Origin of the sequence: Brevundimonas sp. CEF1 (assembly GCF_051353055.1) — a bacterium.
Taxonomy (GTDB): domain Bacteria; phylum Pseudomonadota; class Alphaproteobacteria; order Caulobacterales; family Caulobacteraceae; genus Brevundimonas.
In genome coordinates, this window is the sequence record NZ_CP195593.1 from 1,681,119 (window position 1) to 1,704,435 (window position 23,317).

General features: G+C 67.0%; 19 protein-coding genes and 2 tRNA genes. 7 read left to right on the forward strand and 14 right to left on the reverse strand.

Going from position 1 to position 23,317, the window contains the following annotated elements; translation table 11 throughout:
* Position 1 precedes the first annotated feature (1 nt).
* From cysW to cysG, 8 genes are read right to left on the reverse strand one after another with little or no spacing between them, the layout of a single operon-like run.
* A complete protein-coding gene (gene cysW / locus ACR9FL_RS08785) occupies positions 2–868 on the reverse strand; it encodes a sulfate ABC transporter permease subunit CysW (protein WP_436358019.1) in 867 nt (288 codons plus the stop codon).
* A complete protein-coding gene (gene cysT, locus ACR9FL_RS08790) occupies positions 865–1,710 on the reverse strand; it encodes a sulfate ABC transporter permease subunit CysT (protein ID WP_436358020.1) in 846 nt (281 codons plus the stop codon). Before cysT ends, cysW begins: the two co-directional genes overlap by 4 nt.
* Positions 1,707–2,732 carry a sulfate ABC transporter substrate-binding protein gene (locus tag ACR9FL_RS08795; protein ID WP_436358021.1) on the reverse strand — a complete coding sequence of 342 codons (1,026 nt, stop codon included), beginning with the start codon at positions 2,730–2,732 and terminating at the stop codon, positions 1,707–1,709. The genes cysT and ACR9FL_RS08795 overlap by 4 nt, the downstream gene beginning before the upstream one ends.
* Complete coding sequence (locus tag ACR9FL_RS08800) at positions 2,732–3,751, reverse strand: cysteine synthase A (RefSeq protein ID WP_436358022.1); 1,020 nt, start codon at positions 3,749–3,751, stop codon at positions 2,732–2,734. Before ACR9FL_RS08800 ends, ACR9FL_RS08795 begins: the two co-directional genes overlap by 1 nt.
* A gap of 58 nt (positions 3,752–3,809) precedes the next feature.
* Positions 3,810–4,886: a phosphoadenylyl-sulfate reductase gene (locus tag ACR9FL_RS08805; protein ID WP_436358023.1), complete on the reverse strand. Its 1,077-nt coding sequence runs from the start codon at positions 4,884–4,886 to the stop codon at positions 3,810–3,812.
* Positions 4,873–6,540, reverse strand: a complete 1,668-nt coding sequence (locus ACR9FL_RS08810; protein WP_436358024.1) for a nitrite/sulfite reductase — start codon at positions 6,538–6,540, stop codon at positions 4,873–4,875. Before ACR9FL_RS08810 ends, ACR9FL_RS08805 begins: the two co-directional genes overlap by 14 nt.
* Positions 6,540–6,824 (reverse strand): DUF2849 domain-containing protein, encoded by a 285-nt coding sequence (locus tag ACR9FL_RS08815; RefSeq protein ID WP_296173805.1) that lies wholly within the window; start codon positions 6,822–6,824, stop codon positions 6,540–6,542. The genes ACR9FL_RS08810 and ACR9FL_RS08815 overlap by 1 nt, the downstream gene beginning before the upstream one ends.
* Positions 6,821–8,224, reverse strand: a complete 1,404-nt coding sequence (cysG, locus tag ACR9FL_RS08820) for a siroheme synthase CysG (protein WP_436358025.1) — start codon at positions 8,222–8,224, stop codon at positions 6,821–6,823. Before cysG ends, ACR9FL_RS08815 begins: the two co-directional genes overlap by 4 nt.
* Before the next feature lie 130 nt (positions 8,225–8,354).
* Between cysG and gcvA the strand changes: the two genes are divergently transcribed.
* The 5 genes from gcvA (at position 8,355) to fdxA (ending at position 13,479) form a co-directional block, all read left to right on the forward strand.
* A complete protein-coding gene (gcvA, locus tag ACR9FL_RS08825) occupies positions 8,355–9,284 on the forward strand; it encodes a transcriptional regulator GcvA (RefSeq protein WP_296173812.1) in 930 nt (309 codons plus the stop codon).
* A 118-nt stretch (positions 9,285–9,402) separates the two neighbouring features.
* Positions 9,403–10,209, forward strand: coding sequence for a ferredoxin--NADP reductase (locus tag ACR9FL_RS08830; RefSeq protein ID WP_436358135.1), 807 nt, complete (start codon positions 9,403–9,405; stop codon positions 10,207–10,209).
* Between the two features lie 109 nt (positions 10,210–10,318).
* Positions 10,319–11,263 carry a sulfate adenylyltransferase subunit CysD gene (gene cysD, locus ACR9FL_RS08835; protein ID WP_436358026.1) on the forward strand — a complete coding sequence of 315 codons (945 nt, stop codon included), beginning with the start codon at positions 10,319–10,321 and terminating at the stop codon, positions 11,261–11,263.
* On the forward strand, positions 11,263–13,113 hold the full coding sequence (gene cysC / locus ACR9FL_RS08840) for an adenylyl-sulfate kinase (protein ID WP_436358027.1): 1,851 nt from the start codon (positions 11,263–11,265) through the stop codon (positions 13,111–13,113). The genes cysD and cysC overlap by 1 nt, the downstream gene beginning before the upstream one ends.
* Positions 13,114–13,140: 27 nt before the next feature.
* Positions 13,141–13,479, forward strand: coding sequence for a ferredoxin FdxA (gene fdxA / locus ACR9FL_RS08845; protein WP_296173820.1), 339 nt, complete (start codon positions 13,141–13,143; stop codon positions 13,477–13,479).
* Positions 13,480–13,560: 81 nt separating this feature from the next.
* Here fdxA and ACR9FL_RS08850 read toward each other — a convergent pair whose 3' ends face one another.
* Positions 13,561–16,872: an autotransporter outer membrane beta-barrel domain-containing protein gene (locus ACR9FL_RS08850; RefSeq protein ID WP_436358028.1), complete on the reverse strand. Its 3,312-nt coding sequence runs from the start codon at positions 16,870–16,872 to the stop codon at positions 13,561–13,563.
* A 303-nt stretch (positions 16,873–17,175) separates the two neighbouring features.
* On the opposite strand from ACR9FL_RS08850, the gene ACR9FL_RS08855 reads away from it, so the two are divergent.
* Positions 17,176–18,426, forward strand: coding sequence for a glycosyltransferase (locus tag ACR9FL_RS08855; RefSeq protein WP_296173824.1), 1,251 nt, complete (start codon positions 17,176–17,178; stop codon positions 18,424–18,426).
* A gap of 50 nt (positions 18,427–18,476) precedes the next feature.
* On the opposite strand, the gene ACR9FL_RS08860 is transcribed toward ACR9FL_RS08855, so the two are convergent.
* The 4 genes from ACR9FL_RS08860 to ACR9FL_RS08875 form a co-directional block, all read right to left on the reverse strand.
* Positions 18,477–18,553 (reverse strand) — tRNA-Asp (locus ACR9FL_RS08860).
* A 189-nt stretch (positions 18,554–18,742) separates the two neighbouring features.
* Positions 18,743–18,819, reverse strand: a tRNA-Asp gene (locus ACR9FL_RS08865).
* A 99-nt stretch (positions 18,820–18,918) separates the two neighbouring features.
* Positions 18,919–19,461 carry an N-acetyltransferase family protein gene (locus ACR9FL_RS08870; RefSeq protein WP_436358029.1) on the reverse strand — a complete coding sequence of 181 codons (543 nt, stop codon included), beginning with the start codon at positions 19,459–19,461 and terminating at the stop codon, positions 18,919–18,921.
* Positions 19,458–21,680, reverse strand: coding sequence for a S9 family peptidase (locus tag ACR9FL_RS08875; RefSeq protein ID WP_296176359.1), 2,223 nt, complete (start codon positions 21,678–21,680; stop codon positions 19,458–19,460). Before ACR9FL_RS08875 ends, ACR9FL_RS08870 begins: the two co-directional genes overlap by 4 nt.
* A gap of 65 nt (positions 21,681–21,745) precedes the next feature.
* Here ACR9FL_RS08875 and ACR9FL_RS08880 point away from each other — a divergent pair, with 65 nt between their 5' ends.
* Complete coding sequence (locus tag ACR9FL_RS08880; protein ID WP_436358030.1) at positions 21,746–22,564, forward strand: trypsin-like serine peptidase; 819 nt, start codon at positions 21,746–21,748, stop codon at positions 22,562–22,564.
* Here the strand turns inward: ACR9FL_RS08880 and ACR9FL_RS08885 are convergent.
* A complete protein-coding gene (locus ACR9FL_RS08885) occupies positions 22,531–23,298 on the reverse strand; it encodes an energy transducer TonB (RefSeq protein WP_436358031.1) in 768 nt (255 codons plus the stop codon). The two genes, ACR9FL_RS08880 and ACR9FL_RS08885, sit on opposite strands and share 34 nt — an antisense overlap.
* Positions 23,299–23,317: the final 19 nt, after the last annotated feature.

Sequence of the window (23,317 nt, forward strand, 5' to 3'; positions counted from 1 at the left end):
GTCAGCGCCGCCCCCTCGCGGCGAGGTCGTCGGCGTGGCGGTGCTCGAGGAAGGACTTCAGCACCAGGGTCACGAGCGCCAGAACCGCCAGCAGGGCGGCGGTCGCGAAGGCGCCGACGAAGTCGTACTCGTTGTAAAGAATCTCGACGTGCAGCGGCAGGGTGTTGGTCAGGCCGCGTATATGGCCGGACACGACCGAGACGGCCCCGAACTCGCCCATGGCGCGGGCGTTGGCCAGCAGCACGCCGTAAAGCAGGGCCCAGCGCACGTTGGGCAGGGTGATGAAGAAGAAGATGGCGGACGGACGCGCGCCCAGCGTCAGGGCGGCCAGTTCCTCGTCCGATCCTTGCTGCTGCATCAAGGGGATCAGTTCGCGCGCCACATAGGGCAGGGTCACGAGGATGGTCGCGAGAATGATGGCGACGGGCGTGAACATGATCTGCAGCCCGGCCGCGTTCAGCCAGGGCGCGAACCAGCCCGAGGCGCCAAACAGCAGGACCCAGACCAGGCCCGAAATGACCGGCGACACCGATAGCGGCAGGTCGATCAGGGCCATCAGCAATGTCTTGCCGATGAAGTCGAACCGGGTGACGCACCAGGCGGCGGCCAGGCCGAAGACGGCATTCAGAGGCGTGGCGATCGCCGTGGTCACGAGGGTCAGCCGGGCGGCCGCCCAGACGTCGGGCTGAGACAGGCTGGCGACGGCGGCGCCCGCGCCCTTGCGCAGGGCTTCGACCAGGATGACGCCCAACGGGGCCAGGACGATCAGGACCAACCACAGCAAGGCCAGGCCGATCAGCAGGCCGCGGCCCAGGCCTCGTCTGGGCGAGACGGAGGCAGGGGCGGAGGGAAGGGCTTCAGCCGTCATGCGCCCCGCCTCGCAAGAGCTGTCTGCAAGCCGTTGAAACTCAACAGAATGAGGAAGGACAGGCACAGCATGGCCAGGCCGATGGCGGCGGCGCCGGCGTAGTCGAACTGCTCCAACTGGGTGACGATCAGCAGGGGGGCGATTTCTGACCGCAGCGGCATGTTGCCGGCAATGAAGATGACCGAACCGTATTCCCCGACCCCGCGCGCGAAGGCCAGGCCGACGCCGGACAGCAGAGCGGGCAGGATGGCGGGCAGGATGACGCGCGTGGCGGTCTGAAGCGGCGAGGCGCCCAGGGTCTCGGCTGCCGCCTCAACCTCCTGATCCAGGTCCTGAAGCACGGGCTGGATGGAGCGGACGACGAAGGGCAGGCCGACGAAGACCATGGCCACGACCACGCCGACGGGGGTGTAGGCGATCTTGATCCCCAGCGGCGACAGCAGGCCGCCGATTGGGCCGTTCTGGGCATAGAGGGCGGTCAGGGCGATACCCGCGACCGCCGTCGGCAGGGCGAAGGGCAGGTCGATCACGGCGTCGGCCAGTCGCTTGCCCGGAAACTCATAGCGGGTCAGCACCCAGGCCAGCAGGCCGCCCATCACGGCGTTGACGACGGCGGCGACTGCGGCGGCGACGAAGCTGAGCCTGAGGGCCGCCTGGGCGCGCGGCGAGGTGATGGCCGCGACGACTCCGTCCAGCCCGTTCTCCCACGGCCTGATCGCCAGGGCGGCCAGGGGGATGAGGACGAACAACGACAGATAGGCCAGGGTGAACCCCAGCGAGAGGGAGAAGCCGGGCAGGGGGCTGTGCGCCTTCCAGACTAATGGGCCGGCCTGTCGGGTCATGGTCGTCGGCCGGGTTGATAGATCTGATCGAAGACGCCGCCGTCGGCGAAGTGGCGCTTCTGCGCGGCGCTCCAGCCGCCGAAGTCGGATATGTCGGCCAGCGTCAGGTGCGGGAAGCGATCGGCAAAGCGCGCCGCGACGGCCGGGTTGCGCGGGCGGTAGTAGTGCTCGGCCGCCAGGACCTGGGCCGGTTCGTCGTAGAGCTGAGCCAGATAGGCCTCGGCGCGATCGCGCGTGCCCTTCTGGTCCACGACCTTGTCGACCACCGCCACCGGCGGTTCGGCCAGGATGGAGAAGGGCGGAGCGATGATGTCGACCTGATCCGGGCCCAGTTCGCGCGCGGCCAGGAAGGCCTCGTTCTCCCAGGCCAGCAGGACATCGCCGATGCCGCGCTGGACAAAGGTGGTGGTCGATCCGCGCGCGCCGGTGTCCAGCACCGGAACGCGACGGAACAGTTCGGTGACGAAGGCTTGCGCCGATTGCTCGGTCCCGCCTGGACGGCGCAGGGCGTCGGCCCAGGCCGCCAGATAGTTCCAGCGCGCCCCGCCCGAGGTCTTGGGATTGGGCGTGATGACCTCGACGCCTGGCTTCAGCAGGTCGGGCCAGTCGTGGATGGCCTTGGGGTTTCCCTTGCGGACCAGAAACACGATGGTCGAGGTGTAGGGGGCGGCGTTGCTCGGCAGACGGGTCTGCCAGTCGGGCTTGATCAGGCCGCGCGCGGCGATCTCGTCGATGTCGGAGGCCAGGGCCAGGGTGACCACGTCGCCGGGCAGGCCGTCGATGACGGCGCGGGCCTGCTTGCCCGATCCGCCGTGCGACTGCTCGATGGCGAAGGGCGCGCCGCCCTTTTCACGCCAGCGGGTGAGGAAGGCTTCGTTATAGGCGCGGTAGAACTCACGCGTCGGGTCATAGGAGACATTGAGCAGGGCGGCCTCGGCCCCCTTGGTCTGTGCGCACCCAGTGAGAGCTAAAGCTCCAGCGCTGAGCAGAAGACCGCGCCGATCCGGCATGAAGTTCGCCATTACGCCACCTCCCGCACATCTTCGGCGATCCATTGCGGGGTCGGCAGGCCCTTGCTGCGCAGGAAGGCCGGGTTGAACAGACGCGAGGCGTAGCGCGTGCCCGGGTCGCACAGGACGGTGACGATGGTCTTGCCCGGCCCCAGGTCGCGGGCCAGGCGCACGGCGCCGGCCAGATTGACCCCCGACGACCCGCCCAGGGACAGGCCTTCGTGGGTCACGAGGTCGAACAGAATGGGCAGGAATTCAGCGTCTTCCACGCGATAAGAGAAGTCCGGTGTTAAGCCTTCTAGGTTTCCGGTTATGCGGGCCACGCCAATGCCCTCGGTGATCGAACTGCCTTCGCCGGTCATCTGGCCCTGGGTGAACCAGTTGAACAGGGCCGCGCCCGCCGGGTCGGCCAGACCGATCTTCACCGCCGGATTGCGCTCGCGCAGGAAGGCGGCGACGCCGGACAGAGTGCCGCCGCTGCCGACAGCGCTGATGAAGGCGTCGACCTTGCCCCCTGTCTGCTCCCAGATCTCGGCGGCGGTGCCCTCATAGTGGGCTGCGCGGTTGGCGGTGTTGTCGAACTGGTTGGCCCAGAAGGCGCCGTGGGGTTCGCTGAGGTTCAGCTTGCGCGCCACCTCCTCGGAATAGTGGACGAAGTGGTTGGGGCTGGAAAAGGGGGCAGCGTCCACCTCGATCAGACGTGCACCCAGGGCCCGGATGGCCAGCTTCTTCTCTTCCGATTGGGTGCGCGGCATGACGATGACCACGCGGTGGCCGAGCGCCGCCCCGACCAGGGCCAGGCCGATGCCGGTATTGCCCGCCGTGCCCTCGACGATGACGCCGCCGGGGCGCAGGGCGCCCGAGGCCTTGGCCTTCTGCACGATGGACAGGGCGGCGCGGTCCTTGATGGACTGGCCGGGGTTGAGGAATTCCGCCTTACCCAGAATCTCACAGCCGGTGGCGTCCGACAGGCGGTTCAGGCGGATCAGCGGCGTGTCGCCGATGAGGTTGACGATGCTGGCGATGGACACGGTATGTCTCTGAAATCAGGTCTTGAAATGGGAACGGGTGAAGGGGCTGTGGTCAGCGTCAACAGACCGGCGCCAGGCTCCGTCCGTGGATGCCGCACTCAGTCTTTTCCTGGCCCGCCCAGCGGCCGTCGCGGGCCTCTTCGTCGGGCTCGACCGCGCGGGTGCAGGGCCAGCAACCGATGGAGGGGTAGCCCTGCTCCACCAGGGGGTGCCGGGGCAGTTGGTGATCGCGGAGCCAGCCCTCAATCTGCTGGACCGACCACTGGGCCAGAGGATTGACGGTCAGCACCCCGCCGACGGCCTCGAACGGCATGAGGTCGGCGCGCTGGGGGTTCTGATAGCGTTTGCGGCCCGTGATCCGCGTGTCGAACCCGGCGAGGGCCTGGGCCAGGGGCTGGACCTTGCGAACGGCGCAGCAGGCGTCGGGCGCTCTGCGCCACAGGTCACTGCGCGGGTCGGCCGTGGACAGGGCGGCGGCGTCGGGGGTGATGTCGCGCACATCGGTCAGGCCGAGGCGGCTCGCCAGGTCGCGGCGATAGGCTAGGGTTTGGAAGAAGTGTTGACCGGTCTCGAGGAAGACGACCGGAAGGTCGGGCCGCACCCGCGAGATCAGGTGCAACAGCACCGCCGCCTCGGCCCCGAAGGAGGAGATGGCGGCGGCCTTGCGGCCCAGCGCCGGGTCCAGAACGGCGATCAGCAGGTCTTCGGCGTCAGCCTCGCCCCATTGGGCGTTGAGACGCGCGGCCAGCGCGACGGCGTCGTCGTTGGCGGATGCGGCATGACGCTGACGCCAGACCAGCCGGTCGTCGCCGGACGCGGACTGATAGGCCGCGCTGAAGACCTGATCCATGCGTCGCCAGGGGGCGGCGTCAGCGCCGGGCGCCAGTTCGACCGCGTCAAAACCGCTGCGACGCAGGTGCCGGACCTGATCGGGCAGGACCTTGCCGGCGGCAATCAGGCGGCCCTGGTAGCCCTGACCGCGCAGGATGGCGGCCAGCGAGAAGCCGCGTCCGTCGCGAAAGGCCTCGAACTCCAGGATCAGGCTGTCGTTGGCCGCCGCCGCCGCGCGGATGTCTTCCTCGGGCGTCGATACGCTCAGGCGGACGCCGTCCTGGGCTTGCTCAAGCAACTGCATCGATCGGCTCATAGATGGCGGTGCGGAAGGGATCGGCGCCGAGGCGGCGGACGGTGTCGACGAACAGCTCGCCGTCGTGGCGGACCTCCAGATAGCGATCCAGCGCACGGGCGATGGCGGGGGCGACCTCGTCGGCGGGCAGGCTGCGGCCGACGATTTCGCCCAGCGCCGCCTGCTCGTCCGGCGAGCCGCCGACCGTGATCTGATAGTATTCCTCGCCCTTACGATCGACGCCGAGGACGCCGATGTGGCCAACGTGGTGGTGGCCGCAGGCGTTGATGCAGCCGCTGATGTTGATCCGCACCGGCCCCAGTTTTTCCTGCAGGTCCGCGTTGGCCAGCTGGCGCGACAGGGCCTGGGCCACCGGGATGGAGCGGGCGTTAGCCAGGCTGCAATAGTCCAGGCCGGGGCAGGCGATGATGTCGGTGGCCAGATCGGCGTTGGCGGTGGCCAGACCGGCCTCGCGCAGTCGACTCCATACAGCGTGGGCGTCCTCCAGCCGGACATGGGGCAGGACGAGGTTCTGCTCATAGGAGGCGCGGACCTCGTCGAACGAGAAGCGCGCGGCCAGATCGGCGACGACCTCCATCTGCTCCGCCGTGACGTCGCCGGGGACGCCGTCGACCGGCTTCAGCGAGACGATGATCGCGCCATATCCCGACTGCTTGTGATCGCGCAGGTTCGAGCGGGTGAAGCGGGCGAACTCCAGGTTCAGGCGGCGCGCGGCGTCATAGGCGGGGCTGACGGCGGGCAGGGCCTTGAACGGCGGCGGGGTGAAATAGGCCTGGATGCGGGCCAGTTCCTCGTCGGGAATACGCAGGTCTTCATGGCGCAGGATGGCGAATTGGCGCTCGACCTCCTCGCGGAAGGCGTCGATGCCGATGGCGGCGACCAGGATCTTGATCCGCGCCTTGTGGATGTTGTCGCGCCGCCCCAGCAGGTTGTAGGCGCGCAAGATGGCGGTCAGATAGGCCAGCAGGGAGCGGCCGGGCACAGCCGAGGCAATCTCTTGCGCGATGTGGGGCAAACGCCCCTGACCGCCGCCGACGAAGACGCGGAAGGCCGTCTGACCGTCCTCGCCGCGCACGATCTGAAGGCCCACGTCGTGGGTGCGGATCGCCGCCCGATCCTTGGGCGCGCCGACGATGGCGATCTTGAACTTGCGCGGCAGGAAGGAGAATTCCGGGTGGATGGTCGACCATTGGCGGATGATCTCGCACCACGGACGCGGGTCTTCGATCTCGTCGGCGGCGACGCCCGCGAAGACATCGGTCGTGACGTTGCGGATGCAGTTGCCGGAGGTCTGGATGGCGTGCATCTCGACCTCGGCCAGATCGCTGAGGATGGCGGGCAGGTCCTGCAGCGCGGGCCAGTTGAACTGGATATTGGTGCGGGTGGTGAAGTGGCCGTAGCCCTTGTCATAGGTGCGGGCGACATGGGCCAGCTGGCGCATCTGGCGGCTGTTCATGACGCCGTAAGGGACGGCGATCCGCGCCATATAGGCGTGCAGTTGCAGATAGACGCCGTTCATCAGCCGCAGGGGCTTGAACTCATCCTCGGTCAACGCGCCGCTGTTGCGGCGATCAACCTGATCGCTGAACTCGGCGATGCGCTCGCGGACCAGGGCGGCGTCAAACTCGTCATAGCGGTACATCAGGCGATCTCGTTTTGCGCGTGGTCGAGGCTGTGGCCGACGGTGGGGCCGGCCGAGCGGATGCGCTCCTTCAGCCGGTCGCGACCGGCGGGGGCGCGGCCCTCGACCTCGATCAGGTAGGGATTGACGAAGACGGCCGGGCGCGACTGGGCCTGAGCCAAGGCGGCCTCGGCGGCCTCGGCGTCCAGGGGGCGGGCGGCGTCGATGGTCTCGACCACGGCGTCGGCCTCGCCCAGATAGATGACTCGGCCGTCGTTCAGCCGGTTGGCGGTCAGCAGTTTCATGCCGCGGCCTCGATCATGGCGTGCTCGTCGCTGGCGACAGCCAGGGCGGCGGTTTCGCCGATGAACAGCAGGGCGGGGCCCGTCAGGTCCATGCGGGCGACCAGGGCGGCGAGGTCGTCGAGACGACCCTTGAAGGTGCGCTGATCCGGGCGGCTGCCGTTCTCGACCACCGCGACCGGGGTGGCCCCGTCACGACCGGCGGCGATCAGGCTGGAGGCGATCTCCTTGGCCTGACCCAATCCCATATAGACGGCCAGGGTGTGGTTCGGCGCGGCCAGACGGGTCCAGTCGGCGCCCTGACCGCCCGGTTTGGCCTGGCCGGTGACGAAGGTCACGGCCTGGGCGTGGTCGCGGTGGGTCAGGGGCAGGCCGGTCGAAGCGGCGCAGGCGAGGGCGGCGGTGATCCCCGGCACGACGATGGCCTCGATCCCGGCGGCGCGGACGGCCTCCAGTTCCTCGCCACCGCGTCCAAAGACGAAGGGATCGCCGCCCTTCAGGCGCACGACGCGGTGGCCGGCGCGGGCCTCCTCGATCATCAACTGCTCGATCTGATCCTGAGGCACCGAATGGTCGCCGCGCGACTTGCCGACATAGATGCGTTTGGCGTCGCGGCGGGCGCGGTCCAGCACCTCGGCCGAGACCAGCTTATCGTGGATGATGACGTCGGCGTCCTGCAGGGCGCGCAGGGCCTTCAGCGTCAGCAGCTCGGGGTCGCCAGGCCCAGCGCCGACGATGTGGACGATGCCTGGGGCGGCCTCACTACGCGGCGTTGCGGCGACGTTGAGCAGGCGAACCATCTCGCGGCGGGCCTCGGCCATGCGGCCGTCGGCGGCGAGGTCGGCGGCGGGGCTGCGGAAGGCGCGCTCCCAGAAGCGACGACGGTCGAGGAAGTCGGGGATGGATTCCTTCACCGCCCCGCGCAGCTCGCCCGCCAGCCGCGCGACCGAAGCCACGCCTTGCGGCAGGACGGCTTCAATACGCGAGCGCAGGTCGCGGCCCAGGATGGGGGCGTTCCCGCCCGTCGCCACGGCCACGACCACCTCGTCGCGGTCGATCAGGGCCGGGGTGTGGAAGTCGCTGAAGCCGGGCTGATCCACGATATTGGCCTGGGCCCCGAGCTGGCGCGCGGCTTCGGCGATGCGGCGGGCCAGGGCCACGTCATGCAGGGCGATGAAGACTAGGCGGGCGCCGGTCAGGTCGTCGGCGTCGGGAGTGCGCATGATCGGTGTCGGCGCACCGGCCGGCGTTTCCAGCAAGGCGGGCGCGCCGTCAGGGGTGAACCAGACCAGATCGGCGGGGCTGTTCAGGAACAGGCGCAGCTTCGCCAGGGCCGGTTCGCCCGCGCCGACGACGACGATTTTCGTCTCGTCCAAGGGGATGGATGCCAGAAAGACGCGCATCGGCCTGTTCCATGATCTGCTGTCATCCGCTGGCGCTGTTGCGTGGCGGCTCGACATTCAGCATCCGTCGTGCACGATCCTTCCACAAACCAGATTGTCTTCGCCGCCCTGATAGGTTTTCTACAAGCGCATGGTTCGACCGCTTTTGCCCCTCAACGCCCTGCGTGCTTTTGAAAGCGCGTCGCGGCATCTCAACTTCTCGCGGACGGCGGATGAGCTGTCGGTGACGCCGGGGGCGGTCAGCCAGCAGATCCGCCTGCTGGAGGAGATCATCGGCGGGCCACTGTTCACGCGTGAGGCGCGCGGACTGCAACTGACGGAACTGGGCCGGGCGGCCACGCCTCTGCTGCGCGAGGGGTTCGAGCGGCTGATGGACGCCTCGGCCATCCTGCGCGAACCGCCGCTGAACCGGACGGTGGCGATTAGCGTGGCGCCGTCCTTTGCGTCCAAGTGGCTGATGCCGCGCATGGATGATTTCCACGCCGCCCACCCGGACATCGAGGTATGGATTTCGGCGGACATGGAGCCGGTGACGGTCGGCAAGGGCAAGGTCGATCTGGCCATCCGCTATGGCCCGGGCGACTATCCGGGCCACGTGGTCGAGCGCCTGCTGACCGAGACGGTGATCCCCGTCTGCTCGCCCGCCCTGATGGCCGCGCCGCATCCGATCCGCACCGCCGAGGATTTGGCCCGGCACACCCTGCTGCACGACATGTCCGAAGACGGCGACGCCTCGCGCCCCGACTGGGCCATGTGGCTGAAGGCCCGGCACGCCAGCCATGCCGATGCGCGGCGCGGCTCACGCTTTGACCAGTCCAGCATGTTGATCGAGGCGGCGGCTGCGGGGCGGGGCGTGGCCCTGGCCAAGCGCAGCCTGGCCCAGGCGGACCTCGCCACCGGGCGTCTGGTCGCGCCCTTCCCGGACGGCAGCCAGGTGCTGGGTTTCGCCTATTTCGTGGTCATGCCGCGGGACCGCCCGGCCTCGCCAGGAACCAAGGCCTTTGTGGCCTGGCTGAAGCGGCAGGCCATCGACTACGACAACAATCTGGACCAGCTATAAATCGACCAGCAGATTTTCTGCAGGCTCGAAACAGGATTGATCGTTTCCACGGCGAGCGCGTCCCGCCCTATGTCGAAGGCCTTCAAACAGGAGGTCGATCGTGAGCGAAGTCGCAGTTCTGGAACGTTCCCGTGTCGCGGCGCCCGCGCCCTGGACCCCGCAACGGGTGCGCTGGGTGCGGCGCTGGACCGATCATCTGTTCAGCTTCGCCATCGACCGGCCTGAGGATTTCCGCTTCCGCTCTGGCGAGTTCGTGATGATCGGCCTGCCGTCGCTGGACGGCGCGGGCAAGCCGACGCTGCGGGCCTATTCCATCGCCAGCCCGTCGTGGTCGGACGAGCTGGAGTTCTTCTCCATCCGCGTCGAAGGCGGGCCGCTGACGTCGCGTCTGGTCGATATCCAGCCCGGCGACGAGGTGCTGCTGGGCAGGAAGCCGACCGGGACCCTGGTGCTGGACGCTCTGAAGCCGGGGCGTCGTCTGTTCCTGATCGGCGCCGGCACCGGCCTGGCCCCCTGGCTTAGCGTAGCGCGCGACCCTGAGACCTATGAGCGGTTCGAGCAGGTGGTGGTCACCCATACGGTGCGTCAGGTCGCGGACCTGGCCTATCGCGACTTCCTGCAGAGCGAGTTGTTCGAGGACCCACTGGTGGGCGAGCAGGCGCAAGGACGGCTGACCTATTATCCGACGGTGACGCGCGAGGCGTTCGAGCGGCCGGGGCGGATCACTGATCGTATCGTCAGCGGCGACTTCTTCCGCGACCTGGGGCTGGAAGGCCGGTTCGATCCGGCCCTGGACCGGGTCATGCTGTGCGGCTCGACCGCCATGATCCGCGAGACGGCGGCCCTGCTGGAAAGCCACGGCCTGAGCGAAGGCTCGAACGCCGAACCCGGCGACTATGTGCTGGAACGCGCCTTCGTCGGCTAGGCCATCAGATTTTCTATCGGTCGGCGCGAGATCATATCGTTCGACGCGGACCGGCCCTCCACGCTTCAAATATCCCACGTTCAAGACGACCAGTGAGGACCGCAGTTTTATGCAGGCGACCGTCGAAAAGCAGAGAGACGCCACCGCGCGCCGCGTCCTGCCCCCGCATCTACGCCAGCTTGAGGCCGAGGCGATCGAGATCCTGCGCGAGGTGGCGGCGACCGCCCGCAACCCGGTCATGATGTATTCGATCGGCAAGGACTCCGGCGTCCTGCTGCATCTGGCCGCCAAGGCCTTCTATCCAGGACGGCCGCCTTTTCCCCTGCTGCACGTCGACACGACGTGGAAGTTCCGAGACATGATCACTCACCGTGACCATGTGGCGGGCCTCTATGGCGCGCGGCTGCTGGTACACACAAACCACGAAGCACTGGCGCGCGGGATCAGCCCGATCACCTCGGGATCATCGATCCACACCCAGGCGATGAAGACCGACGCCCTGAAGCAGGCGCTGGACCTGCACGACTTTGACGTCGCCATCGGCGGCGCCCGGCGCGACGAGGAGAAGTCGCGGGCCAAGGAGCGCATCTTCTCCTTCCGGGGGGCGGACCACAGCTGGGACCCGCGTCGCCAGCGGCCCGAGTTGTGGCGGCTGTGGAACTCCAGCCTGGGGCCGGGAGAGAGCCTGCGCGTCTTCCCCCTGTCGAACTGGACCGAGCTGGATGTGTGGGAATACACCCAGGCTGAGGGCATCCCGGTCGTGCCGCTCTATTTCTCGGCCCTGCGCCCCGTGGTGGTGCGCGACGGCGCTCTGATCGTGCGCGACGACGAGCGGTTGCCGTTGCGGGAGGGCGAGACGCCCGAACTGCGCCGCGTCCGCTTCCGCTCCTTGGGCTGCTATCCTTTGAGCGCCGCCGTGGAGTCCGAGGCCGATGATCTGGACGCCGTCATTCGCGAGCTGCGCGTCAGTCGTCAGTCGGAGCGTCAGGGCCGCCTGATCGACGCCGACGAGACCGCCTCGATGGAGCGCAAGAAGCGCGAGGGCTACTTCTGATGGACGGCGCCGTGACGGCCTTCCCGCCGCAAACCCAGCGAGCGGAACGCGACCTGCTGCGCTTCCTGACCTGCGGCTCGGTGGACGACGGCAAGTCCACTCTGATCGGGCGGCTGCTGTTCGAGACGGGACAGGTGCCCGAGGACCAGTTGGCGACGCTGGAACGCGACTCGCGCCGCTTCGGCACGGATGGGGCGAACCTCGACTACGCCCTGTTGCTGGACGGGCTGGAGGCCGAGCGCGAGCAGGGCATCACCATCGATGTGGCCTATCGCTATATGTCCACGCCGCGCCGCAGCTTCATTGTCGCCGATACGCCGGGGCATGAGCAATATACCCGCAACATGGCCACGGGGGCCTCGACCTGCGACGCCGCCGTGGTGCTGGTCGATGCGGTCAAGGGCGTCACGGCCCAGACGGCGCGCCACAGCCGCATCGTCGCCCTGTTCGGCATTCGCCACGTCATCCTGGCGGTCAACAAGATCGACCTGTTGGCGCATGATCCGTCGGTGTTCGCGCGCATTCGCGATGCCTATGCAGAATTGGTCGCTGACCTGGGTTTCCGCTCGGTGACGGCCATTCCGGTCAGCGCGCGCCGGGGCGACAATCTGACGGCGCCGTCCGCCGCCACGCCTTGGTATGACGGCCCCAGCCTGATCCGGGCGCTTGAGGACCTGCCTGTGGCCGACACCGGCGTGGCGCGGCCCTTCCGCCTGGCGGTCCAGTATGTGAACCGGCCCGACGCCGATTTTCGAGGCTACGCCGGGACCATCGCCTCGGGCGAGGTGAGGGTGGGCGACGCCCTGGCGGTCTGCCCCAGCGGGCGCACGGCCCGGCTGGCGCGCATTCTGCTAGGCGACGTCGAGGCGGTTCAGGCCCGCGCGGGCGACGCCGTGACCCTGGTGCTGGACGAAGATGTGGACGTGGCGCGCGGCGACGTCCTGGCTCCGGCCGACGACCGCCCGGCGGCCTCGGACCGGCTGGATGTTCGTCTGCTGTGGATGGGGGATCAGCCCTTTGATCCGGCCGGGCGCTATCAGGTCAAGCTGGGCGCTCGGACCCTGCCGGCGCGACTGAGCCTGTCGGACGCCGCCGTCGTCCTGGCGCCCAATGAGGTGGCGGACGGGCGTCTGACCCTGCCGTCGCCGGTGGCCGTGGACGCCTTTCGAGACGATCCGGCCCAGGGCGCCTTTGTCCTGATCGACCGGGTGACGGGCGTCACGGTCGCGGCCGGCGTGGTCGTCAGCGCACCCGATCAGGCGGCCCACATCCATCACAGCCCCGCCGCTGTCTCGCGTGAGGCGCATGAGTTGCTGAACGGTCATCGCGGCGGCGTGGTCTGGCTGACCGGTCTGTCGGGGGCGGGCAAGTCCACGGTAGCCCAGGCCCTGCAACAGAGCCTGCATGGGCGCGGCTGCCGCACGGTCCTGTTGGACGGCGACAACCTGCGTCACGGGCTGACCCGCGATCTCGGCTTCTCGGACGCGGACCGCGCCGAGAACGTGCGCCGGACGGGCGAGGCGGCGCGGTTGTTCGCCGAGACCGGCGTGATCGCCATCTGCGCCCTGATCTCTCCGCGTCAGGCGGATCGGGACGCGGTGCGGGCGCGGTTCGACGACGATCGCTTCGTCGAGGTCTTCGTGGACGCTTCGTTGGAAAGCTGCCGGGCGCGCGATCCCAAGGGCCTGTATGCGCGGGCCTCAGCCGGGGCCATCGCAGGCTTCACCGGCATCGCCGCCCCCTATGAAGCGCCCCGTGCGCCCGATCTGACCCTGGCCACCGAACAGTTGTCGCCCGCGTCGGCGGCCGATGCTGTGCGCCGTCTTCTTGAGGAACGCGGCTGGCTGTAGGCCGCCGCCACGACTGGATCATCCCCTGTGACCTATCTCGTCACCGACGCCTGCGTGAAATGCAAGTTCATGGACTGCGTCGAAGTCTGCCCGGTGGACTGCTTCTATGAGGGCGAGAACTTCCTCGTCATCTCGCCCGACGACTGCATCGACTGCGGAGTTTGTGAGCCCGAATGCCCAGTCGACGCCATCGTGGCGGACACCGAGGACACGCCGGACGGCAAGTGGCTGACCATCAACGCAGACTACGCCAAGGTCTGGCCCAACATCACGGTCAAGGGCGAGCCGCCGGCCGACCGCGCTGACTATGAGACCGAGACCGGCAAGTTCGAGAAATACTTCAGTCCCGAGCCGGGCGGCGGCTAGCTCAAGTCAATTGGGGAAGTTGCAAACAAAAAGGCCGCCGGGGTGTCCGGCGGCCTTTCCGTTTGCTCGGTATCGATCAAATCAGAACTTGAAGCTGGCCCGCAGCAGCAGCGTGTAGCGGACATAATCTTCCAGCAACTCGGCGTCGCCGGTGATGGCGAGCATGCCCAGATCGTTGCCGATGTTCAGGCGGAAGCCAAGGATGGGGCCGCCGCCTTCGATGCTGGCGGGGTCCAGAGTAAAGGCGTCGCCGCCAGAGGCGAAGCGTGCGATGGTCGAACCGGCATCGACCGAGAAGTTCTGACGCCAGCCCACACGGACTTCAGGACGGATCCAGCCGTTCTGGCCAAAGCCGTAGCCGATGTTCACAGCGGCGACGCCGGAGAACATGTGGCCGTCGCGTTCGTCGATCTCGAGATCGAAGCCGTCTCCGCCGCCCTTTTCAGTGCGGGCGTCTTCGCTCAGCGAGAAATACTCGCCGTAGACTTCAGGACGGACATTCAGGCGACCGAAGTGACGTTCGTAGGAGGCGCCGCCTGCGGCGGCCAGGGTGAAGCCGTGCCAGTCGGACTCGTTCTTCAGGTTGATGCCGTCCGCGACCAGCTTGCGCGTGGCGTTGAACGAGGCGTAACCGCCTGCCGCGCGCGCCCAGGTCGTCCAGTACTGGCCTTGAGCGCGCCAGTAAAGACCGAGCTCCAGCAGGTTGGCCGACAGGACCTCTTCGGCCGCAGCCTCGGGGTCTTCCAGGTCGGACGAGGTGAAGGCGGCCGTGATGCCGATGGCGCCCATGTTGGTGCCGCGCTCGACGCCGCCCGCGACGCCGAAGCCTTCGGAACGGAAGCCGTAGGAGTCAGTCTTGTCCTTGTCGGCGTAGAAGTTGATTTCCTGAACCCAGGCGCTGGTCTCGCCGGGGGCCGCCGAGGCGTTGCGGCCGGTCAGCGCGCGGGTGACGGCGTCGACGCCGCTGGCCAGGGAGAGCAGGGGGCCGCCCGAATGGTCAGGCAGCAGTTGTTGATAGACGTTGAAGAAGCCTTCGCGATCCGTCTGGTTCAGGATCGCCGCGCGGATCAGTTCATTGTCCGCCAGGCCCGCGTAAAGCGCGTCATAGGCCGAGGCTTCCGCCTTGATCATTCCAGCTTCTTCGGCGGTGCGCCGGCTGGCTTCGATGGTGATTTCGCCGAGGGCTTCATCGACGTTTGCGTTGACGACGAAAGCGTAGGGAGAGTTGGACTGCAACAGGTCCTGGTCGATCGTTCCGACGTTCAGATCGCCTGCCTTGATGACATTGAAGCTGGTTGTGCCTGTGGCGTCGATCAGCGAGTCGAAGCGTACGCCCAGACCGGCGCCATCGGCCAGATTGGCGGCGCCGGTGACGTTGAACTTGAACTCGTCGGGTTTGGAGGCGTCCAGCGTGACGATCAGATTGCCGTCCGTGCCGACGTTCAGGCTACTGACATCAACCTGGCTGGTCTGACGCGCGTCCAGCGTGCCCTTGGAGATGTCGATGTCCAGCAGGCCATCGGCGTTGCTGATCGCGCCGCGCACGACGGCGCCGCCCGAGATAGACAGGCGGTCTGCGCCAGCGCCGAACGAGATGTCCCCTTGAACCAGGCCGTTCTGAATGTCGAGCAGGTCCGCGCCCGATCCCAGTTTGATGTCGCCATAGGTCGCCGGTTCGCGAGAATCCGTCACGCCGTCCCCGTCGGTGTCAGGATCGGAGGCAGTGGCCTCGCCGGTGATCCCCTTCTGGGTGAAGGTGACGCCGGACGTGTTGGCGCTGACGTCGATGGCTGTCGCCTTGCCGGTGATAGGATCGCCAGCGTCGTTGGCCGAGACATTGGCCTGGATCGAGCGGGTGTTGGTGATCGAGGTCAGGGTGCCGCTGAGGTCGGCGATGGCCGTCGTATTGGCCGTGCCGCCGCCCGTCGTAACCGAGATGACGCCGTCATTGTTGAGAGACGATACATTGGCGCCGGCTTCGATTCGAACGCCAGTGACCTGATTTGCACCATCGGTGGCGGAGGCGGCGCTGATGGTGCCTGTGTTAATCAATGTCGGCGTGGTGGCGCCCGCCGCGAAGCGAATGGCCGTGGCGTCGGCGTTGTTCGCTAGAACAGCGACAGAGCCTTCGTTGCGCACGCCGCCTTCGATGGTCACGGCCTGGCCGCCCGCGACGCCGAACTGCAGCGCAGTCGGCGCGACGTCGTCATAGACGCCGATACCGAAGACATCCCCACGATTGATGAAGCCATAGGCGTTGTCGCCCGATCCGGCGACGCCCAAGGTTACGGCATTGCTGGTTGAGCCAACGACCACGGCAGGCGCGCCGCCATAGGTCGTGATCTGAGGTTTGCTTTCATTGGCGTCCGGCAGGCCGTCGCCGTCGCGATCCGTATCATCGCGGTTCTTGACGCCGTCGCCGTCGTCGTCCTCATCGCCGTTCTTGACGCCGTCGCCGTCGTCATCGCCTTCGATTCCATTGGTTCCATAGCTCGGACCGGTATCGAACAGCACGCCCTTGGCTACGTTGGCGCCGATGCTGACGGCGGAGCCGCCCTGCAGCAGATCGTCGGCGTCCAAGTCTTCGAGATACAGAACTTCGGCGGAAACAGTACCGGTAGTCGGCGTGTCGGCTGGACGCGAAGTGTAGCGGTACCCGGTTGAGACGATCGTGCTGTGAATCGCGACGCGGCCATCAACATCGCCATCCACGGCTACGCCGACGGCGTTCTCGCCACGGACCGAAACGCTTCCCAGGACACTGACGTCGCCGGTGACAGGGCCTGTGACGCTGATTCCGCGTGCATTGTCGCCCACGACATTGACGCTGCCCAGATTGGTCAGGTTGCCCACCAAGGGCGCCTCAACCGAAACGCCGTAGGAGTTGTTGCCCTCAACGAGAATCGAGCCGGTCGATTCGATCAGGATGTTGCCCGTCTTGGCGGCGGGACCCGTGACCCGCACGCCATAGCGGTTCGAACCCGATGCGAAGGGGCCGTCGGCGTCGCCGTCCTTGTCGGTGTCCACATATTCTTCGATGTCGTCAGTGATGGAGATGGAGCCGCCGACCGTGATCGAGCCGGTCGTCCCGCCTTGAGCGAGGATGCCCGTGGCGCCGTCGGCGGCCTTGGCCATCTTGATCGACGAACCGCTGTCCATATCCACGCTGTTGTTCGAATCGACCGTCACCGCTGCGCCGCTGGTCACGGCGATCGACCCGCCCGTGGCGAAGCGAACATTGTCCGGCGCGGTTCCTGTGGCGGTGGAGGTCGAAATCGGCGTGGTGCGGGCCGTCGAGATGACGGTCTCGGGAGTCGGCGTCGTTTGCGCCTGAACGCCGGCAGCGGCCATCAAGGGGGCGATCGCTACTGCGGTCGCAAGCAGAATACGCATTAGATAGAAACCCCTCGTGGACACACGCGCAACGACGTCAGCCGTCCGTCTATCAGGCTCGGCGTCGCCACGCCCCAAGTTTCTCGAATTTGAGGCGATTGCAAGGCCTGGCGTAGGCAGGCCCAGGTGAACGGGACCTGAAGAACTGCATTCGGTGGGATATGTTCCGGGTTCGTCAAAAGGACGCTTGAGCGGAGCAGTTTCCGGCGCTACGGGCGATTCATGGTGAGTTCCAAACGTAAGCGTCGCATCCAAAGTCGCTCCGGTCGCGTTGCGGCGTTGAGATCTGGAAAGGCCGCCTTGATGACGATGAGCGATATCGATGTTCAGGAGGGCGAACTGCGCCTGATCCCCGGCCTGGATGAGGAAGTCGCTGAAACTCTTAGGATACTGAAGGCCTCGACCGCCGATCCACGCCCGCGCCTGGTGGACACCACCATGTTGTTCGCCCCCCGTTCGGGCGGGGTGAAGCGCTATCTGCTGTCCAAGAAGGCCTGGCTGGAGGCGAATCGACCTTCGGTGGCCCACACCCTGGTCGTGCCGGGGGCCAAACATAAGGCGGGAACAGACGGGATCGTCCAGTTGCATGCCGCCAAACTGCCTTTCGGCGATGGCTATCGCTGGCCCAGCTCGGTCCGCCGTTGGGGCGCCTGGGTGGCCTCGATGAACCCCGCCGTGATCGAGGCGGGCGATCCCTATACGCCCGGACAGGGCGCTCTGGAGGCCGGTCAGCGAGCCGGCTGTCCGGTCGTCGGCTTCTGCCACTCTGACCCGGCGGGTCTGGCGGCGCTGCATTTCGGGGAGTGGGCCAAGAAGCCGGTCGAGAAGCGTTGGGCCAGGCTGTTCTCGCAGTTCGATCGCGTCGTCTCGCCCAGTCGATTCATCGCACGCCGACTGGAAGAGGCTGGCGTCGGCGGCATTGTTATTCGCCCCCTGGGCGTCGAGGTGGACACCTTCCGCCCAGATCGCCGTGATCGTGACTGGTTGCTGAAAAAACTGGGTCTTGGCGCGGACGCTCGCCTGCTGTGCTTCGCAGGTCGCCCTGCCAAGGAGAAGAACGTCGACGTTCTGATCGACGCGGTGCAGCGCCTGGGCGCGCCCTATCACCTGGTGCTGGTCGGGGCCGGGGCCGGGATGCCGCCCGAGGATCGTGTCATCTCCCTGCCCTATGAGAAGGACCCCAAGGCCGTGGCGCGGATCATCGCCAGCTGTGACGCCTTCGTTCACGCCAACGACAAGGAACCGTTCGGCCTGATCGTGCTGGAGGCCATGGCTTGCGGGCGACCGGTCGTGGGCGTCAACGCCGGCGGCGTGGCTGAGACGGTCGATTCCAGCGTGGGGCAGTTGGCGCGTTCAGCCGATCCCGCCGACTACGCCGAGGCTATTGAAGCTCTGTTCGAGCGCGACATCGAGGCTCTGGGCCAGGCGGCGCGGGTGAAGATGGTCGAGCAGTTCGCCTGGAACCGCGTCTTTGAGGACCTGTCGATGCTCTATGGCGAGTTGAGCGGTCGTTCCGAGTTCGTCATGCCGCAAGAGGTTGCGCCGCTGAACTAGGGGAGGGTCTGTTCGTCGGGGCGGGGCGCGCCATTCTCTTTGCAGAAGAATGGCGCGAGTGACGGGGCTCGAACCCGCGACCTCCGGCGTGACAGGCCGGCACTCTAACCAACTGAGCTACACCCGCATTTCCCTCCACGAGGAGGAGAAGGGCCGAATAAGGGCGACTCGCGACTCGGTCAAGCGAGGACCATCAGTCAGGCTGAAATACCAACGCGTGCAGAACCTGCGCCTTGAGGTGCGGTCGTGACAGGCGGCTAACATGAACTGGATTGTGGGGGAGGCGGGGGCGCGCCATTTTCTTCGTTGAAGAAAATGGCGCGAGTGACGGGGCTCGAACCCGCGACCTCCGGCGTGACAGGCCGGCACTCTAACCAACTGAGCTACACCCGCGTTCCCCTCCGCGAGGAGGAGAAGGGCGGATTAAGGGCGACTCATGATCCGGTCAAGCGCAATATGCGAATGTGCCGAAATTAGCTGAAAAATCAGCCTCTAGCGCCCGCAGTCTAGGCCGGGCGCGTCGGGAGCGGCGGTCGCGCCCAGACCCAGCGCCTTCTGCATGAAGACCACGTCGCGCCAGGCGTCGAACTTCCATCCGGCGGCGTGGAAGACCCCGACGTGTTCAAAGCCGGCGGCGGCGTGCAGGGCGATGGAGCCGGCGTTGGCGCTGTCGCCGATCACGGCCACCATCTGACGCATGCCCAGGGCCTCGCAGGCGCTCAGCAGGGCGTCCAACAGGGCCTTGCCGACACCGCGCCCGCGAAACGCCTCGGCCACATAGATCGAGTCCTCGACCAGGAAGCGATAGGCGGCGCGCAGGCGGTAGGGCCCGGCATAGGCGTAGCCCGCGACCTGACCATCGATTTCGGCGCTCAGGACCGGCAGGCCCAGCGCAGCGGGCGCGGCCAGGCGCGCCCTCATCTCATCGGCTGTGGGGACGTCCAGCTCGAACGTCCCCGTGCCGTGCAGCACGCTGTCGGCGTAGATGGCCGTGACGGCGGCCAGGTCGGCGTCCGCGAACGGCCGGATGATCACGCCTTTTCCCAGCCCTTCTCGACCGCCCAGACGGCGAAGGCGTAGTCGTGGGCGATGTCCTTCAGATAGTCGAACCGGCCCGACGAGGCGAAGTGGCCCGCCTCCATGTTGATCTTCAGCAGCACCGGCTTGCCCGACGTCGAGGCAGGCCGAAGCTTGGCCACCCACTTCTCGGGCTCCCAATAGGTCACGCGCGGGTCAGACAGGCCGCCAGTCGCCAGCAGGGCCGGATAGGGCTTGGCCTCGATCTGGTCATAGGGGCTGTAGCTCAGCATGTAGTCGTAGGCTGCGGCGTCCTCGAGCGGGTTGCCCCACTCAGGCCACTCCGGCGGCGTCAGCGGCAGGGAGGTGTCGCTCATGGTGTTGATGACGTCGACGAAAGGCACGCCGCCGATCACGCCGGCCCACAGTTCGGGTCGCATATTGGTGATGGCGCCCATCAGCAGGCCGCCCGCCGAGCGTCCCTCGGCCACGATGTTTCCGGCCTTGGTGTAGTTGCGCGCGATCAGGTGGTCGGCGGCGGCGGTGAAGTCCGTGAAGGTGTTCTTCTTGGTCATCCGCCGGGCGTCCAGGAACCAGCCCCAGCCCTTGTCCGAGCCGCCGCGGATATGGGCGATGGCGTAGATGAAGCCGCGATCCACCAGCGACAACCGGTTGGTCGAGAAGCTGGCGGCGATCGGGATGCCATAGGAGCCGTAGCCGTAGAGCAGCAGGGGCGCCGAGCCGTCGACTGGCGTCTCCTTGCGGCGCAGCACCGTCACCGGCACCAGTTGGCCGTCCGAGGCCGGGGCGTTCAGGCGTTCGACCACATAGTCCGCCGGATTGTGGCCCGAGGGTACTTCCTGAACCTTGCGCAGGGTCCGCTCGCGGGTCTTCAGATCGTAGTCATAGGTCGAGGTCGGCGTGGACGGCGAGTTGTAGCCATAGCGCATGACCGTGGTGTCGAACTCCGACGCCCCGCCCAGCGACAGGGCGTAGGCGGGCTCATCGACGGCAATTTCATGCTCGGCGCCGGCGCGATCACGGATGACGATCTTCGTATTGGCGTCGGCGCGTTCCTGACGGCCCAGATAGTCCTTCACCAGGGCCACGCCCTCGATGAAGCGGCCGGGCGTGTGGGGGATTAGGTCTTTCCAGTTGGCCTTGGTGGGGGAACTAGTTGGAGCTTCGACCACCTTGAAGTCGATGGCGTCGTCGGCATTGGTGCGGATCACCCAGCGGTCGCCCCAGTGATCCAGGTCGTAGAGGCGGCCGACGTGGCGGGGTTCGACCACCACGGGCGTCGCCGTCGGGGATGCGCCCGGAATGATGCGGCCTTCCGAGGTTTCCTGATTGCCGATGCCGATGACGATGAAGGCGTCGTCGGAGGTGCGGCTGACGCTCTGGAACATGCCGTCGTCGGTTTCTTCATAGACCAGGGTGGTCTCGCCGCCGCGCGCCGGGCGGCGGAAGATCTTGTCCGGGCGGCCGTTGTCGTCGCGGTTGGTCCAGAAGATCCACTGGCTGTCGGGCGAGAATGTGAAGTTCTCGGTCGCGGATTCGATGGGGTTGGGCAGGACCTCGTCGGTCGCCAGGTCCTTGACGTAGATCTTGAAGACCTCGGAGCCTTGCGCGTCTTCGGCATAGGCGAACAGGGCGTGGTCGGGGCTGTGCTCGGTGGCCGAGACTTCCGAGTAGGCCTTGCCCTCAGCCAGGGCGTTGCAGTCCAGCAGGAGTTGAGGCGTCGGGGCCTTGATGAAGTTTTTGGTCACAGGCTGGCCGTCGACCATCCATGTCCCCTGACGCTCGACCCGCATATAGCGCGGGTGCTGCTCGCCGGTGCGGTATTCTGTGAAGTACTCCCAGGCGCCGATGGCGGCGGGGACGGAGCTGTCATCCTCCTTGATGCGGCCCTTCATCTCCTCGAACATCGCGGCCTGCAGCGGCAGGGTCGAGGCCATCATGGCTTCGCGATAGGCGTTCTCGGCGGTCAGGTGCTCCTTGACGTCGGCCTTGATCAGCGACGGGTCGCGCAGCACGGCCTGCCAGTTGTCGTCCTTCATCCACTGATAGTCGTCGATGCGGACACGGCCCAACTGCTCGATGCGGACGGGGACCTTCTTGGCGACGGGCGGTTGGGGCAGGGACATCGAGGCTCCGGTAGTCGAACGGGCGAGTGCGGGGGAGGCGGCGGCGAGGCCGACAGCGGCGGTCGAGGCGATCAGTTCGCGGCGATTCATGGATATGGCTCCCCTGTGGTTCGGCGGGACCTTGTGCCTGCCGACGGGCCGCGTCAAATGGCGGAATGATCTCTCAGGATGTTCCGCCCGCACCGCCCGCCGCCGTCGCGCCCGTTCCCTGGGACCTGACGGTCGGCATGATCAACGCCACGGTGCAGTTGGATCAGCCGCTGAACGAGAGTTCGCGCAAGGTCGGCACCGGCTTTCTGATCTCGGCGCCTCGTCCCGACGGCACGCCTCGGGTCGTGCTGGTGACGGCGGCGCACGTTTTCAACGTCATGCCAAACGCCGAGGCGCGCATCGGCTGGCGCACCGCCGAGGCGGACGGCGCCTGGAAGTTCTCCCCGGCCAACCTGGCGATCCGCGACCCCGACGGAACGCCGCTGTGGACCCAGCACCCCGAACGCGACGTGGCCGTCATGGAAGTCGCCGCGCCCGCAGCCTTCGCTCAGGCCGCGATTCCACTCGGCTGGCTGGCGGACGACACGACCTTTGACCGCTGGCGGGTGGGGCCGGGCGATGAACTGATGGCCCTGGGCTATCCGCACGGCCTTTCGGCGAACAAGGCTGGCTTCCCCATCCTGCGCCTGGGCCGGATCAGTTCTTGGCCGCTGACGCCGATCCGGCACTTCCCCATCTTCCTGCTGGATTTCGCGGTGTCGCAAGGCAACTCAGGCGGGCCGGTCTTCTGGACGCCCGCCGTTGATCGCCTGCCCGGCACGCCGACGCCGGACCATCCTTACATCGCCGGGGTGCTGGTGCAGGAGGTTCAGGGCGGCGGAGAGGGGCTGGAACTGGGCGTGGTGGCCCACGCCCAGTATGTGCGCGAAGCGATTGCGCTGCTGGATGTTCAGGGTAGAGCGACGGCGGGGCCGCAGTCGTAGCGGGTGCAGTATCGGCGGCGAAGTTCGATATTGGCTGCCTGAGCATCAAAATAGCCGCTCTTGGCGGATTGAAGTTCGGCTACCCAGTCAGACCAGTCTGCAGGCTCTTCCGACGGCATGCGGTCAAGGCCGCGCCGCGCCAGCACGCGAGCCATGGCCAAACTCAATGTCCGGAAAGACATGTCGTCGCGGAATAGCTCATCGACCCAGTCTCGAACCGTGTCGCGCATAGCTGTCGGCATGTCCTGAAGGCCCCATCGCGCGTCTGAACGATAGGCGGGGTCGAGGAGCACCCGGCGCGCATAGACTTCGCCCGCTGCGCGTTGGGCTGGAGACGGCTCCGGACCTTCCCAGGAGGGCGGCGGAGGGAAGGGATCGGAATCTATGCTGAAGGGGACACGGACCGAGATGTCCGATTCCACCGCGCTATTCTCGTCTCGCGCTGGCGACAGGCGGCCGCGTTCGACAATGGCGACAGCGATGGGCTCGAAACCCAGTCCGGTCGGACGCGAGGACACGGCCTGACAATCGACAGGGTGACCTTCGTCCGACACGCGGCACTCAACCTGAACTTCGCTGGTGATCCCTAGTATTGAGGCAAACAGCGGGTATTCGTCCGGCGTGGGGGAGGGCGGCTCGATCCAAGTCGGAGGCGTCGTCAACTCCGACGCATCGGGCGACGAGGTCGCCGCGAGGCTCTGCGGCGCGATCGCAATCGCCAGCGCGAACGCCAAAACTGATCCAGTCGTCATA